Genomic DNA, 14,959 nt, shown 5'->3' with positions numbered 1-14,959 from the left:
ATCTTCTCAAATCTGATAGAACATCGGCCCTATCGGGAACTCGTACGGGGATTCCTCTCTTCTTAAACTCCTTGATAAGCTCCTCCCTTGTTACACCAAGAACCTCGGCGGCTTTTCCAAGGTTTATGAGTCCATCAAGGTATGCGGAGATTACTATTTCCTTCATAATCTCTGGGTCTTTTTTTTATTAACCTAATCGCGCGCTCGGGCATTAATTCGGCAATCCTTTCAAACTCCTTGATAATCCAGAGCTCTTCCATTTTCTCACCGTCAAAGCTTTGTCCAGAATGACTATAAGCATTGCGCAAGGTCTAAAAATGCTTTCTGAGATTTCATTAAAGGGGTTTATTTATCGGAGACAGCCCCTACTAGGAATGGACATATAATGAATCTAAAAAATTTCTGCAATAAATCTTAGGAATGGATATATAATGGAAGCATATTAAATGCATAAAAACTTGGAGGGAGTAATATGAAAAGGTGGTCAATACTATTATTGGTTTCTATTAGAGGTTTTTGTTTTGCCTCTTAGAAGCGCCGGTTCAATAGCTAACCAAATAAGCATGGTTGGGGTTTATGAGGATGGTTATAAATGGGTCCCTTATTCTGTAATCGATGAAGGAGGATTAGTTCCGGCACTTGAAAAAGCTATCACATAGGATGTTACAAGTTTGGCCTTTATACTGGGGCGGATAGTTCCTCATATGTATTAAACTATATGATCCCTCCGGAAATTTATACGCTGAAGGTTATATGATTGCTTGCCCAACACGGAACCTTCCAGGATACTGGTCGATAGTGTTTAAAGATGGGTCCTCTATTAGATTCTATGTTCCACCAAAGGAGACAGAACATAAAGGGATTAGTGCTCAAGCTGTCTGTGGTCCGGGATTAATTGTGCTTCTTGCGGTTATACTTCTGATAGTTATACTCCTTATCCATAAAAAATGTAAAATCAAGAAACAATTGTGGTTTTATTATTTACCTTTTTAAAGCCCTCCCTCGAAGAAGGCCTCAAGCTTCTCGTCGCTTATCTCTTCTTCATCAGTGTAGCCGAGCTCCCTCTTCTGGAGGTCTATTAGACTGGGCGTGAGTAAGAGCTTCCCGTCCAGCTTGGGCACAGCGTAGTGGAGCGTTATCTCACTGAACTCGTCGAGCCTTATAGTGGGATTCTCCTCGTAGTCAACCTCCTCAAGCCTTCTACCCTCGGCTATGAGCTTCGCCACTATTGATGCGCCGTCTATCGAATACTGTGGCTTTCCGATGTGCCTCACTTTAACGCCTTCCATCCTTGATGTTATGAACTCCCTCGTTCTGCCCCTTGGAACTGCATCACCCAAAATTCCGCCGACGACTATCATCGTGTCCTCGTCAATATCTTTGGGCTTGAGCTCTTCCTCCGCCTGAAGGTCGAGAACTATGAGCTTGGAGCGGTCGAAGGGGAAGCGCGTTACACTTTCAGTTATGACGCTCCCGAGCTTCGCGAGCTTTTCTCTCTCGTCCTCGCGAACGTTCGTGAAGATGAGCTTATCCTTCCACCACTCAGCCGCGTGTCTGTACTCAAGCCAGAGCCAGTCGCTTATCTCCTCAAGGTGCTCGATCACCAGGTAGGGCATGATCCCACCTTCAGGGGTTTTCAAGGCCCGCTCTTAACCCTTTCCGTTATGCTCTTGTGATTGGGGAAGGCTGGAAGAACGCGGTTTCCTGAGCTGTTTGGCCGAAGAACCTCAAAAAGGAAAAATGCCTAACGGCGCCTCCTGATGAGGAGGGGTATGAGGGCGAGCCCCACAACGAAGGCCGGACCGCAGACTGAGGTTATGCCCGTGGTCGAGGTTCCCTTCCCGGTCTCAGAGGTCGATGAGTTAGATGAGCTAAGCGTTGATGAAGGGGTTGAGGAACCGGTGCCGTTCGTTATTATCGTTGGGGCGGTGCTCGTGAAGGCCGGCCCCTCCTCAGTGGGCTTCAGAAGGAATACACCCGCGCTTTCGCGGGCGTACTGGTAGAAGAACATTGCGTTTACGATGTCGTCGGTGGTGTTGCCTTCCTCGTAGCTCTCGGCGAACTCGTAGTAAGCTATGGCGAGAAGAGGCTTTACCCCCTGTTCCTCGGAGATTCCTATGGCGGTTTTAGCGGCTTTTTTCATCTCGCTGAGCTTCTCCCTGAGTACCGTTACGTTGTCTATCGCGAGGGTGTCGAGGAAGACCTCCCCCCTGACCCTGGCCTCCATGGCGGTGAAGATTGCCGCCGAGTACTTCCCATCGTCGTAGTACGTCTCGGCCTTGTTTATCGAGTCCGTCAGGTCGTTGCCGAGGACGTTCCCGTACATAGATTCTATGTAGGTGGCTATCAGCTCCGAGCCGTCTATGTAGTTCCTCGCCGTCTCCTTGAGCATCTCCCTCTCTATCACCTTTTTCCCGGCGTACCTCTCGCCGAGCTGCACCCAGAACCTCGCGGTCTTTGCCCTCTCGTACGCGTAGGCCGCTTGGTCTATTGCATCCCAGTAGTCCTGCCCGTAGAAGTACTTCCAGGCGTCCTGTATAGAGGACTTAGCATCCTCAACCCTTTCCTCCGCCGCGGCGACTGCTTGGAGCATGGTCAGGCCGCGTATCTGGGTTCCCCCGACGATCTTTTCAGTTTCGTTGATGTAGTCCTGGGTTTTTCTTATGAAGCCGGCAACGTCCTGCGGTGAGGACGAGCTTGCGTACCACTGGACGTGCCTTATTACTATCCTCGCCTGGAAGTCCTTGCTCAGGGCCGTGTAGTACATCCCATTGTCTATGGCTTTCTTTGCACTGTCCAAAATCCCTTTGGCCTTCTGGAGAGCCTCCATGAGTGCCGAATAGGTCTCGTAGTCGAGGTTGCTCTTCTTCAGCTCTTTGAGAACCTCCTGGTAGTAGGCGGTCGTGTTCTGGTAGTCGCTCTGGGCGTCGTTCTTGAGGAAGGACGTGTCAATCTTCACAACCGGTGGAACCTGCGGCTTCGGGAGCCTGTGCCCGGTGAAGTAGTAGACGGCCTCGTAGATATCGCTGACCTCCTTCACCTGGAGGCCCCACCTCTCCTTCGCGTATTCAACCACGTCAACCTTTTTGCTCCTCGTCGTTATCTGGACTATTCCCCCTATCGTCCTCTTGCTCGTCTCCTGGACAACCTGAATCCTCTGGCCTTGAGGGATCAGGAAGAGCTTCGCCCCCACGGAGGCCGCGGCCCCCGCCTTCTCAAGTATCCCGCCGACAGGGCCTATTGTGCCGTCCGGGTTTATCATACCGGTCATCATAACTTTTGGATTGACCTTCCAGCCTTCGAGGGCGGCGATTATGCCAACGGTCATCGTGCCGCCCGCCGAGGGCCCACCAATGATCGGGGCGTCGGCCCTCACCTGAATGAAGACGTCGTACTTGCTCATGTCCTTTCCAGTTACCTTGCCAGCCATCTGGGCCGCGAGCCTCGCGCTGGCCTGCATGTCCACCTGTGAAAGGGGCCAGGTCTCTATGTAGACGTGCCCGCTCCCGGGTGCCACAGTCACGACGAACTGGGTGGCCACGCCAACCAGCCTTCCGTCGGGAGTTTTTGATACCGCAGGGGCTTTGAGAACAACGGTGTGCCCCTCGCAGGGGCACTGGGCTGCAGAGAGCGGAAACGCCATTGAGATAACGGCTAATGCAATGAACAGCGCTAAAACCTTCCTCATAGCCCATCCCCTTAAGCCCCTGTTTGGAAGGCATTAAATATTTTTCCCCTCTAAACTTAGAACCCCAAAGGCCCTGGTTTCAGGAGTGAAAATATGTGGTTTCCCTTCAAAACGATACCTTTTAAAAGGCTTGGCGTTTCCCAGAGCTGGGGATGCAGGTGGGGCTCTTCAGCGAGCTGATAAACAGAAAATTCCAGAACATCGCCGAAAACCGTTATAGGGAGATAGTTGAGAGATACAGGGAGTTCTTCCTGAGCGAGGAGGAGCTCGTCATACCCCGGATTTTCAGGGTGTTCATGCTCCTCGATAGGTATTCGGAGAAGCCAAACGATGACGTGTACGAGACATTGAAAGCCTACCCCAGTGCAAGGGTATGCCTCCTCTACGTTGTGGAGGAGTCCCTTGTGAGGCTCGTGGCCAGCACCCTCGGGGATGAGGAAGCTGAAAAGCTTAGAACTCTTGAGATCAACTTCGGCAACAATATCCTCGATGAGGTGGAGTCCAGGCTCAAGGAGATGAAGTTTGAGGTCGAGAGGAGGTTTGTTTTTGGCGTTAAGGCTGAGGAACCCCTCAAGTTTAAGGATGATTGCGATCTCTTCATCATCTCAAAGCACTACGGCTCCGAGACCTCGAAGACCTATCCCGTGAGCCCCATGGTCTACCGCATAGTCCAACACATTGAGAAGCCCATCATAATATACTGAGGTGGTGAGCATGCCAGTAACAGCGCAGGAGATCGTGGCCCTATCGATATTCACCGCCGTTTACGCTGCGATAATGACTGAAAAGCTCCACAGAACAGTGGCGGCTATGGTGGGGGCGTCCCTGGTTCTTTTGATCAACATAGTACCGTGGGAGAAGGTTCCAGAGTACCTCGATCTCAACACGATACTCCTGCTGGCGGGGATGATGGTTGTGGTCAACGTATCACGCGAGAGCGGCCTCTTCGAGTACATAGCGATAAAAACGGCCAAGCTCTCCAAGGGTAACCCCATGAAGGTTCTCCTCCTGTTCTCAGTCGTGACGGCGCTGGTGAGCTCGTTTCTCGACAACGTTACCACCGTCCTCCTGCTCACCCCAATGCTCCTCTATATAACGAGGCAGATGGACGTTGATCCGGTTCCCTTCCTCCTCTCGGAGATCTTCGCATCGAACATAGGCGGGACGGCGACTCTGATAGGTGATCCCCCGAACATAATGATAGGCTCGGCCGCGCACCTCGGCTTCAACGCCTTCCTCCTGAACATGGGGCCGATAGCTTTTGTCGATCTCTTCGTTACCGTGGCGATAATATACCTCGTTTACAAAGGGGAAATGAAGTCCCACGGGGAGAGGGAGGAGGCGATAAAGCTTGCCATAATGTCCCTCAATGAGGAGGAGGCAATCTCCGATCCTGTGCTGTTCAGAAAGTCGGTGATAACCTTGGGTCTTGTTATACTAGGCTTCTTCGTCCACGACAGGCTCGGCCTTGAGCCCTCGGTTATAGCTCTCAGCGGGGCCTCCCTCCTCCTTCTCTGGAGTGGCGCCAGCCCCGAGACCGCCCTTGAAAAGGTTGAGTGGGCGACCCTCTTCTTCTTCGGCGGCCTCTTCATAGTCGTGGGCTCCCTTGTTGAGACAGGTGCCATAGCCCAGCTTGCCGGCTGGATGGTGGGCCACATATCGGGCGAGGGGGGCGCGGTGCTTATCATAACGTGGTTCTCGGCCTTCTCAAGCGCGGTCGTTGACAACATCCCCTTCACAGCCACCATGATACCCCTCATAAAAGCTATGGGCGGCAATCTGAACATGCTTCCCCTGTGGTGGTCGCTCTCCCTTGGGGCGTGCCTCGGTGGAAACGGCACGGCCATAGGCGCGAGTGCCAACGTGGTCGTGCTTGGCATAGCGCACAGGGAGTCAATAAGGATAAGCTTCGGGGACTTCCTCAAGGTGGGGATGGTCATAATGGTCTCCACAGTTGCCGTTGGGACCCTTATCATATGGCTCAGGTACATAGGATTGTGAGGTGATGGCATGAAGGTACTCGCCCTTATAGACGGCTCGAAGTGGAGTCAAAAGGCAGCCCTCTACGCCTTTTCGGTTGCACGGGGTAGGAAGGCCAAGGTCGTCCTCTTCTCCGCTCTGGACAGGCGGGAGGCCAGGGTGATAGCCTTTCAGCTCAGCATGCGCAGAGGAAGCGTTAAGGAGATGGAGCAGTTTGAGGAGACGGCATGGAAGGAGATGAAGAAGGGCGTGAAGGAGATACTCACGGCCCTCCTCGAACTGGCAAGGGACGAGGGAATAAACTGCTCCATCAAGATCGTCGAGGGAGACGCTAAGGAGAGCATACTCCGGGAGGCCAACTCCGGCTCCTACAACCTCGTCGTTATGGGGGCCTACGGAAAAAGCGGGAAGACGCGGATAGGCTCGCTCCTGGAGGAGGTCATAGGCCTCATAAACCCACCGGTAATGGTCGTCAGGTGATCAGAGAAGCCTTCCCTCCACAAGCACGGGAGGGGCCTTGAAAGAGCCCTTCCTGACAGTTCTCTTTCCAATCCCCTTAATCCCCTTTAAAAGTTCGAAGACGTTTCCAACGAACATTCCCCCCTTCATGGGGTCCCCTCCGACTCCCCTCCCGTACGCGAGCTCCACGGTGAGGGAGAAGTCGCCTGAGACTGGGTTTGCCGTGTGTTCTCCGAACAGCCTGCAGACGGCAACCCCCTCGAAGCCTTCGATATCATCCTTCTCCGGGAGAACCTCGATGTTGCTCGTCCCTATCACTGGGGTATCCCTGAAGGTTCTCAGTCCGTTCCCCGTGCTCTCCATACCGAGGAGCGAGGCGTAGGTGTGGTCGAGCAGGAGGGACTTCAGCTTCCCCTCGGTTACCAGCCCCGTCCTCTGACCGGGAACGCCCTCCCCGTCGAAAGGGTAGCTCCCAGGAGCGCCCGGAATAGTGGCATCGTCGAGTATGGTGACCAGTTCACTCCCAACGGTTTCACCTGGGCCGAAGAACCTGCTGTTGCCGTGGTAGACGGCATCGCCCCTGAGGTTCTCAAGGAGTATCGAGAGCACCGAGCCGAAGGCCTCCGGGCAGAGCAGCAGCTCCCCCTCATAGGGTTCGGTCTCTTTCCCGCGGTGACTATCCCCGGCCAGCTCAACCGAGCGCTTTACTATGGCATCGGCCTCCCTCAAGGCCCCGAGGTCTCTGTAGGAGTTCCATTCGTAGCCGCTGCCGCTTCCGCCGTTCATCTCGACTGCGTACGATGAAACGGCCAGCAGCGTTTCCCAGCTTGATAGCTCAATCCCGTTTGAGTTCACCACTCCCCTGTGGACGACCGAAAGGTTCAGCCCGCCGGATAAGGTTTGGTTTCTTCCCTTGAGTTCTCTCATGCGCTCCGATAGTCCGTTGGCGAGTGAGTAAGCCTCCTCGAACGGCATCTCCTCTATCCGGCGGTCGTAGAGGCCCTTCACTCGGGCAGGCTTCCTCACCTCCGGAAAGCCCTTGAAGGGTATCTCCCCGACCTTGGCAAGCTTAACGGCCCTCTTCACAAGGTTTTCAAGCTCTTCTCTCCCGTGATTGAGGCCGGTTACGTAGGAAAAACCAGTTCTCCCGTTGATTCCGATCCTGAGTCCTATTCCCGAGAAGAAGCTCCTCTGGCCCCTTTCAACGGACTCCCGCTCTATGCTGAAGGAGTCGCTCCTTCCCTTCTCCCAGTAGATTTCCCACTCAAAGCCCCTGTTCCTTAGTAATCCCGCCAGTTCCCCTATCATGGACCCACCAGCTTGTCTGCCCTAATTCTATTCCATGAGCTCGTTGTAGAGCCTGAGAAGCCGGTTGTAGGCGTTTTCCTTCACCTCAGCGAGCTCTCCAAAGAGCTCCGCCTCCTCTTTACCGGCCATCCTCTGGAGCTTCCTGTAGACGTCCCTCCCTATCGCCTCGGAGAGGAGGGCCAGGGCGATGGCCTTCTCGATGTCCTCCACCTTGAGCATCTCCCTGCAGACGGGCAGGGCATCCAGGGTGGGGCGTTGAACTTTGTGGGCTTCATTCCCGGATAGGCCCTTTCGAAGAGCTCCCTCATCCTGAGCGCGTGCTTCCTCTTCTCCGCCGCGAGCCTTTTGAACTCCTCGGCCACACTACCCCCGACGCGCTCCGCCAGCCACTCGTACGTCTCGGCACCGCACTCCTCGTTGCAGATCGCATAGCTCAGCAGTTCGCGACCGTTCAGATTTCTGAGAAACGTTTCAACGTCTTGGATGATGTCCACATCTATCACCAACGTCACCACCATTATCTATTGGAGACGGGGGCATATATACGTTCGCCCCCTGAAGGCCCGGCGATCAGCCCAGCCCACCAACTCTGGCCCTCGTGAGGATGTGGGGCCCGCCGTCGTCCACCGGAACCCACTGGCCCTTCCCGCAGTAGCCCGGGAAGCTCACCTTCACCTCCCTTCCGATGGCCTTTATCCCCCGGAGCACACCAAGTATGGATCCAGAGAGGCCGACGTCCCTGAGGTGCCCTTTTACTTCCCCGTTCTCTATGAGGTAGCCCTCCTTCGCCCCGAAGGTGAAGGTTCCCGTAGCGGTGTCGACTTCCCCGCCTTTGTCCCCTATCATGTAAAGCCCTCTCCTGACCTCTTCGATGATCTCTTGGGTCTCCCACGTTCCGGCCTCAACGTAGGTGTTGCTCATCCTCACGAGGGGCTGATGGGCGTAGTCCTGGGCCCTACCGTGGCCGTTCGCCCTAGCCCCAAAGTGGGCCGCGGTCTCCCTGTCCGTTAGGTACTCCATTAGAACGCCGTTCCTAATTACCTCAACCCTCCGCCCCCTGATGCCTTCATCGTCGTAGACGTAGGATCCAAACTTCCCCGGTATCGTTGGGTCGTCCACTACCGTCAGCTCCTCCGGCCCAAGGCTCTCCCCTATCCTGCCCGCGAGTATGCTCTCACCGTTCTTCACGCTGTCGGCCTCCACGGCGTGCCCTAAGGCCTCATGGATGAAAACACCCGTTAGCTCGGGGTCCATGACCACGTCGAAGCTGCCCGCTGGCGGAGATGACGCCTTCAGGAGTTCATTAGCCTTCAGGGACACCAGGGAGCCCCATTCGTTGAAGTCGAGGTTCGAGACGAGCTCAAAGCCTCCAGTCCCCCCGAAGGCCTTCCAGTACCTCTGCATGTCCCCGGAGGAGAAGGCCGTGGATGCTATGTAGAGCCTGACCCTCGGCACGACAGTTCTGATCTCACTTCCAGTTGAGTTGATGTAGAGCTGTTCCTTTACAGAATCGCCGTAGGTTACCGACCTGTTCTTTATCGCCTCACCCTGAAGGGCTTTAACCGCATCCCTCACGAGCACAAGCTTTTCATCGATGCCCAGCGTTTCGAGCGGAACTTCCTGTCTCACCGCGACCTCGTCCCTTACTGGATCCCCCACGTACACGGAGGCACTGCCCTTCGAGAGTTTGGCCGCCTTCATCGCGGTCTCGATGACCTCCTCAGTCCTTTTCATGTCGTTGGCTGAGGAGAAGCCCCAGGCACCTTTGAAGGCCCTGACGCCGAGCCCCATTTCCTCATTCTCTGAGAGCTCCTCCAGGTGGTCGTTCTGGATTGATATGGATGTTGATCTAACCCTTACAACCCTTACTTCGTAGTAGGCAACGCCGTACTTCTCAGCCAGCCTCTCCGCTGTCTTGCCTATCCTCTCCATACCCCCACCGTAGCCTTCTAAGGCTCCCTCCTTATAAGACCGACTCAGCCTCTGGGTGGTAAGACGGGGTACCGTTGTTCCATACTTTCGCGAGCTTTCCTTTATCCAATGGTCAACGATTATTAGAATAACTTCAGCGAAAAGTTTTTAAATGATCGTTAGTGTTTTTCTACTGGTGATTGTATGGACAAAGTCGGAGCCTTATTGATTGGAATTATATTATTGGCAATCGTACCAAATGTGGCGGGTCAAGGCGGCCCCTTCGCCGGAGCGGAGAACATGAATGGTACGGGGGGTAACAGAGCTTTCGAAGCGTTTTGGGGAATCTTGGGCAACGTTTCAACCCTCGTCGTTGAGGTAAACTCAAGCCCGGATCAGGATAACGTTGACAGCTTAATAAGATGGACGCATATCGGGGAAGAAAACGCCGGAAATATCTCGGCCCTCCTCTGGAAGGCCCTTCTTAACGCCAAGGACTCAGGCGTTAAGCTCCACTATACCGCAGATGAGCTTAGGGAGATGGCTTCAAATATCTCCCGCAACGGCTTACCTCCCAAAACAGTTCAAGCTCTCAAAGAGCAGGGATGGAGTGATGATCAGATCAACGCCCTGATTTCTTACATTAGAGACCACTCGAATGAGATAGTTGGTGATTTTGATCTCGGTGCCTACCTTGAGGCCCTTTCCGACTCGTTCATTGAGGTCGGGAGGAAGTACTCCGAGTACGAGAGCTGGGCCCTTGAGAAATATTATTGGCGTAACGCCCTATCAAACCCGCCGAACGGGAGCACGGTCTCCAACCCCTACGTCAGCTCCTCTGAGGTGAATGAGCTCGACTACGCGGCATCAACGAGGAGCACTGACAGCCTGTTATCGACGGTGAACTCCCTTCTGGATGACATAAAATTCGCGATAGTGGACGCTGGTACCGATTACTACGCCAACGGCGGCGTTGAGTTCCAGACCACAAGTTTCTCAAGCTCGGGGGAGACCATCAGGACATACTACTGGCCCAATGCCCTGAAGGCCTATCGCCTTGTCTCTGAGCTCTACACTGTTGCGGTTGCCCTAAAGAATGGGAACTCCAATGAAAACCTCTGGGATATGGTGAGGCAGTACAGGAAAGAGCTTTTGCCCCTCCTTGATGTCAAGCTCATTTCAACGGTGTTTATTCCGGCTCCAAGGCCGAGCCCTTCCCCAATGCCAACTCTCCTCGAACTTGGTTCACCCCTGACGTCACCGTATGCCCCCTCTAATGAGCCGAAGTTGGTGATAACAGACGTCAAGGTCATACGAACGGGTTCGGACTTCATCAGGGGTGTGTTTAAGTACCGTGTCAGGGTTGATTACTCCGTCTCAGGGGGACCCGTTATGATAGACTGGGCCAGCTTCAATGATGGGGCTGTGAGCAAATCCTCCAATCCCGGCCAAATCGCCTATCCCGGAGCTGGAAGCATTCAGAGCCCCGTTTTCATAGTTCCCCTTGGAGACCTGCGGGCCTCTGTTTCGGGGGTAGTGAAGATTCGCTATCTTCCGATGACGAGCCCAAAGGGCGAGATCCCCAACGGAGGGCCGGGCGGTTCCATCCAGGGCTACAGTAACGGCGGCTATCCCCCGCAAGGGGCCCCCGCGCTCGTTATGGAGACGTACCACGGAACCCTCAGTCTGATATCCGAGGTCGACCCGGGGAAGGTGAGGTTCAGGGTTCAGGCCGTTAAGGTTGGAACGGAAGAGGTTGAGTACACGGCAAGGGTTTCAAACTTCAATCCCGTTCCAGTTAAGGGCACGCTGACCTTTTACTCTACCCTTCCGGAGGAGAACTACCTCATCGGGCGGGTCATCAACAGGACTGAGGTCACCGTCATGCCGAATTCAGAGGTTACCGTTGATCTCGGTACGGTTGACTACACCCGCTCCGGAACCTATGAATTCACTGGAATCCTGAGTTTTGAGGGGTTCGAGAAAGGATACAACGGTGAAGTAACGATCATAACCCCCACGACTGGAGGAGACGGAGGGGAGCTGAGGATAGACAACGTTAAAATTGGCCCCCTCCCGCCCTTTGAGGGAGACACGGTGGAGTTCAACGTGACCGTTGTCAACTCATACGACTCCGCTAAGAACGTAAGCCTAAGGCTGGTCACAACGGGTAAGTACGGCCGCGAGCTGGCAGATCTGCGTAATGGAACTGTGGGCCCCCGCTCAGTCAGAACTTTCACCCTCTACTGGGCCGGCCTGGAAGGCGACTACACCTACAGGGTGGAGCTCTCCTCTAACGATGGGGACATTGATTCCAGGGAAGGCGACCTCTTGGTTCTACCCTACAGCGCCAGGGATAAACTCAATGTTCTGGGAAAACTGGAGCTCTCCCCCAGCACCGCGTACATTGGAAAAACGGAGAAGGTAGCTGTAAAAATCAAGCTTTGGGACACAAGATCAAGGTCTACCCTCAGGTGGGAAAATCACAATGTAGAGATAGTTGACGGGCGCGGCGTTGTCTGGTGGCCCTATAAGGGAAGGGTTTTTGAACATCCCAGGGATGTAAAGACAGGCGAGGGCTACATGTATTACGACGGGGTGCTGAACCTTCACTACGGCTTCAACGCCACCCTCAGCACGCTCCTTCCGGTTGTTAATCACAATGTGACGTTCTACCTGGTGGTGGACGGGCATAAGGTGGCGGCATCCAGGCTGACGGTGATAGACGACAACCCGGTGAGGGCGGTGATGAGCTGTAAACCGGCGGTTGTTCCTCTGGGCAGGCCAACCCAGTGCACTGTGCACTTTGAACTTGGAAATGCTGGTACAGTTGCACTAAACCTGAAGGAGATCGATTTCGGGGGTAAGAGGGTGTGGCCCAGCGGTCCGGACAGTGTCATTGTGAGTGAGAAAACTGTAACTTTAAGTCCAACCAGCATGCAAAGAAGTTTATCTATAACTATTGGTACAGGCAAAGAATTCACGGACTATTATCTTAATCATCCCGACTTCAATTATGGGTACAAGATGATTGGGTATTCTTACTTGGTAGTTGCCAAGATTGGCGATCAACTTAGAGTTTCGGATGTAATACAGTTAAGCGACCCAGCAGAAGTTCAAACCCTCGAGGACAAAGCCAAGAATGCATACAACATTATCAAGACCATTGGTGATATCTGTGATGATGCTAAATCTGGGGCAGTCGGAATAGCTGAAACAGCAGTGTCTAAGGGGAGTAGGGAACTGGCGTGGATGGCATACTACCATACATTACTCGAAAACCAAGATACACTTGATAACAATAATATTATTGGGGGTTGAGAGTATGGATGGTGGATCGTGGGGAGCATTAGTTCTTGGAATCCTCTGGTCCTTTATCATCTTTTTTATTGGCATTGCAATCGTAGCGAAGCTACTAGTTGGGAATTCTTGGAGGCAGAGAGTGTTGTTGTCTACTCTTCCGATATTAAGCCTTGAGGCCTCCTTGTGTGCGATTGCTTCTATGCTCCCCCCGGAAGACCCGGATTTGATACTATTCGGAATAGTGATAGCTTACATTCTCTACAGGATTTTTGCTAGGTTTAGCTGGGTTCCGAGGCTGGCGGGGGGAGTATACGTTGTTTTCGAGGCACTGCTCCCATTGCTGGCCTTGAGCACGTTCAGGGTTCGCTCATTGTTCCTCGTTAACATCGTGCTCGTGACTATTGCCGTGCTGCTTATGGAAGTCGTTAGACGCGAATTAAAAAGGATACGGGACGCATAGTGGTGGTCGACCCAATGCTGGAGTGAGTGAAAGTTTGGAATAAGGGGGATAATGCAACTTTGAGTTCAACCAACATGCAGGAGGAGCTGACCGTGACGATTATGGTAAACGGCGAGCTGGCGAACTATTACTTTGACCACTGGGGTTATACCCATAGGCTATTGGAGAGTCCCTCTTATCCTATAACGGCTCGCTTTAAAGGCTTGAGTTCCCCTATATCCGATGTCATTACAATTATAAAGAATGATAGGGATTGGAAGGATACGGTAGCCGATTTAGGGGGCAGATTTTGTTGGGGGTACAATAGTTGCAGGGGTTGCAGGCTCAAATCCAATTTCACTACCATTTGTGGCAACATTTATTACTGGAGCGGCAACAATAGAATACGTTGTAAAACCAGCTTTTACCCTCACTTGGGATTTGGTTGGGGAACATTCCTGAGAAATTACTACTCCATGGGAGAATAAAGGCGATAACAATGTAATAGCTGGAGGGTGAAAAATGGAGCCGAGGAGGAGCACTGTAATTGTCTCGATCCTTTTCCCCTCTCTCCTTGTAGTGGGCACGTTCCCGTGGATAATAGGATCGAGTGGTGAGGATGGGGCAGCTGCTGGTGTAATTTACTCCCTTTTAACCCTGCCTTTCTTCTTTGCCGGTTATCTCATGGCCAAAAACATGAAAAAAGACCTTTTATGGATTTACTACATCTTCCCACTTTGGGGTTTCATGCCCCTTGCTTATGCCATAAAGTATCCTTTTTCAGGTCTTCTCACTGGTTTGATACTTGTCATCTCGGTATTCTCAGCGAGGATTGAGGAAGAGACTGCTCAGCCAAAGGAAGTTACTCTTGCCTTATCTGCTCTTGCCTGTCTGGGATTGCCCGGTAAAAGTTTAATATTTGCTGGCCTAATCGGGGTGATATCAATTTATTACCTCTCAAGAAGTAGGTTGAGCCTTCAATGTTTGTTCTCTTACTTCTTATTGTTTCTATTGTTGGGTTGGGACATAGGTTTTGATCCAGTAGTATACAGTATGGGGATCTTTTTCGAGATTAGTATTTCCTTTTTATTATACCTGGCTGAAGTTGGTTTAGCAAAACTACGAACCAATGACTGGGGAAGTAATCCAGGGGGCAGACGGTTTTGACTGCCAGGGACGTTTTCAATTGGATAAGAGCACCAACACCTTCAGAGGTGGATAATAACAACGTGATAGGAGGGTGAATGATGGGACAGGGAAAGAGGATTTTCTCTCTTTCAATTTTTGTTAATGTTGTGATCATGATATACGCGCTGTATTGTGTAAGGGAATTTGATTATGAGTGGTGTGGTTACACTTTCGTTGGTGTCTTTTTGTGGACAGTGGGGATTGTTCTTGCAGCGCCTGTAGACAGAACTCCAAAATGGTATAGGCTTGGCAAACTCTTGGATTATCCACTTCTCTCGTTAGTTATTTTCATGTTGTTAGTGCATGCTTCAGGCTTGTTTGACTTCCTCATTAAAGCCGCAATCTTCTCTGGAGTAGGCGAGTTGCTCACGTATGCATTGCAAAGAAAAATCAACAGAAACGTTATCCTGGCATACTATTCCGCCCTACTAATCCTCGCATGGGTACTACTCTACGAATACCCCCTAATCCCCTTATCTTACTCCCTCTTTGTTAGCTATTGCACTGTGAACTTGATTCAATTGCCCAGCCCAAAGGAAACAGGTGGGTGATGCAACTTTGAGACCAACCAGCATGCAAAGAAGTTTATCTATAACTATTGGTACAGGCAAAGAATTCACGGACTATTATCTTAATCATCCCGACTTCAATTATGGGTACAAGATGATTGGGTATTCTTACTT

At 52.4% G+C, this 14,959-nt stretch carries 15 protein-coding genes; 7 read left to right on the top strand and 8 right to left on the bottom strand.

The features are described from left to right. From MVB78_RS07695 to MVB78_RS07680, 4 genes are all read right to left on the bottom strand, one after another. A partial coding sequence (locus MVB78_RS07695) for a UPF0175 family protein (RefSeq protein ID WP_297489998.1) occupies window positions 1-166 on the bottom strand: 166 nt, incomplete at its 3' end. Beyond that, on the bottom strand, window positions 135-260 hold the full coding sequence (locus MVB78_RS07690; RefSeq protein ID WP_297489994.1) for a hypothetical protein: 126 nt from the start codon (window positions 258-260) through the stop codon (window positions 135-137). The genes MVB78_RS07690 and MVB78_RS07695, both read right to left, overlap by 32 nt. Window positions 261-989: 729 nt before the next feature. Next, window positions 990-1,616 (bottom strand): hypothetical protein, encoded by a 627-nt coding sequence (locus tag MVB78_RS07685; RefSeq protein ID WP_297489991.1) that lies wholly within the window; start codon window positions 1,614-1,616, stop codon window positions 990-992. Window positions 1,617-1,744: 128 nt separating this feature from the next. Next, window positions 1,745-3,688, bottom strand: a complete 1,944-nt coding sequence (locus tag MVB78_RS07680; RefSeq protein WP_297489989.1) for a S16 family serine protease — start codon at window positions 3,686-3,688, stop codon at window positions 1,745-1,747. A 152-nt stretch (window positions 3,689-3,840) separates the two neighbouring features. On the opposite strand from MVB78_RS07680, the gene MVB78_RS07675 reads away from it, so the two are divergent. From MVB78_RS07675 to MVB78_RS07665, 3 genes are read left to right on the top strand one after another with little or no spacing between them, the layout of a single operon-like run. Next, window positions 3,841-4,392 carry a universal stress protein gene (locus MVB78_RS07675; protein ID WP_297489987.1) on the top strand — a complete coding sequence of 184 codons (552 nt, stop codon included), beginning with the start codon at window positions 3,841-3,843 and terminating at the stop codon, window positions 4,390-4,392. Window positions 4,393-4,402: 10 nt separating this feature from the next. Then, window positions 4,403-5,689 (top strand): ArsB/NhaD family transporter, encoded by a 1,287-nt coding sequence (locus tag MVB78_RS07670; protein ID WP_297489996.1) that lies wholly within the window; start codon window positions 4,403-4,405, stop codon window positions 5,687-5,689. Window positions 5,690-5,698: 9 nt separating this feature from the next. Next, entirely contained in the window at window positions 5,699-6,148 is a 450-nt protein-coding gene (locus tag MVB78_RS07665) for a universal stress protein (RefSeq protein WP_297489985.1), read from the top strand. Here the strand turns inward: MVB78_RS07665 and MVB78_RS07660 are convergent, their stop codons facing one another. Genes MVB78_RS07660 through MVB78_RS07645 form a run of 4 tightly spaced genes read right to left on the bottom strand, consistent with a single transcriptional unit; the run spans window position 6,149 to window position 9,367 of the window. Next, window positions 6,149-7,435: a TldD/PmbA family protein gene (locus tag MVB78_RS07660; protein WP_297489983.1), complete on the bottom strand. Its 1,287-nt coding sequence runs from the start codon at window positions 7,433-7,435 to the stop codon at window positions 6,149-6,151. Between the two features lie 27 nt (window positions 7,436-7,462). Further along, window positions 7,463-7,654 carry a hypothetical protein gene (locus tag MVB78_RS07655; RefSeq protein WP_297489981.1) on the bottom strand — a complete coding sequence of 64 codons (192 nt, stop codon included), beginning with the start codon at window positions 7,652-7,654 and terminating at the stop codon, window positions 7,463-7,465. Continuing rightward, the gene (locus MVB78_RS07650) at window positions 7,594-7,950 is read right to left on the bottom strand and encodes a ferritin family protein (protein ID WP_297489979.1); all 357 of its coding nucleotides are present in this window, start codon (window positions 7,948-7,950) and stop codon (window positions 7,594-7,596) included. Before MVB78_RS07650 ends, MVB78_RS07655 begins: the two co-directional genes overlap by 61 nt. A gap of 55 nt (window positions 7,951-8,005) precedes the next feature. Next, a complete protein-coding gene (locus MVB78_RS07645; RefSeq protein WP_297489977.1) occupies window positions 8,006-9,367 on the bottom strand; it encodes a TldD/PmbA family protein in 1,362 nt (453 codons plus the stop codon). Between the two features lie 327 nt (window positions 9,368-9,694). Between MVB78_RS07645 and MVB78_RS07640 the strand changes: the two genes are divergently transcribed. From MVB78_RS07640 to MVB78_RS07625, 4 genes are all read left to right on the top strand, one after another. Further along, complete coding sequence (locus tag MVB78_RS07640) at window positions 9,695-12,667, top strand: hypothetical protein (protein ID WP_297489975.1); 2,973 nt, start codon at window positions 9,695-9,697, stop codon at window positions 12,665-12,667. A gap of 4 nt (window positions 12,668-12,671) precedes the next feature. Beyond that, on the top strand, window positions 12,672-13,109 hold the full coding sequence (locus MVB78_RS07635) for a hypothetical protein (protein WP_297489973.1): 438 nt from the start codon (window positions 12,672-12,674) through the stop codon (window positions 13,107-13,109). Window positions 13,110-13,610: 501 nt separating this feature from the next. Then, on the top strand, window positions 13,611-14,255 hold the full coding sequence (locus MVB78_RS07630) for a hypothetical protein (RefSeq protein WP_297489971.1): 645 nt from the start codon (window positions 13,611-13,613) through the stop codon (window positions 14,253-14,255). A 77-nt stretch (window positions 14,256-14,332) separates the two neighbouring features. Beyond that, on the top strand, window positions 14,333-14,827 hold the full coding sequence (locus MVB78_RS07625; RefSeq protein ID WP_297489969.1) for a hypothetical protein: 495 nt from the start codon (window positions 14,333-14,335) through the stop codon (window positions 14,825-14,827). Window positions 14,828-14,959 lie beyond the last annotated feature (132 nt).

The sequence above is a fragment of the Thermococcus sp. genome, assembly GCF_026991495.1.
Classification (GTDB): domain Archaea; phylum Methanobacteriota_B; class Thermococci; order Thermococcales; family Thermococcaceae; genus Thermococcus.
The sequence above is the reverse complement of the archived record's forward strand: the minus strand, read 5'-3'. Positions and strand labels throughout refer to the sequence as shown.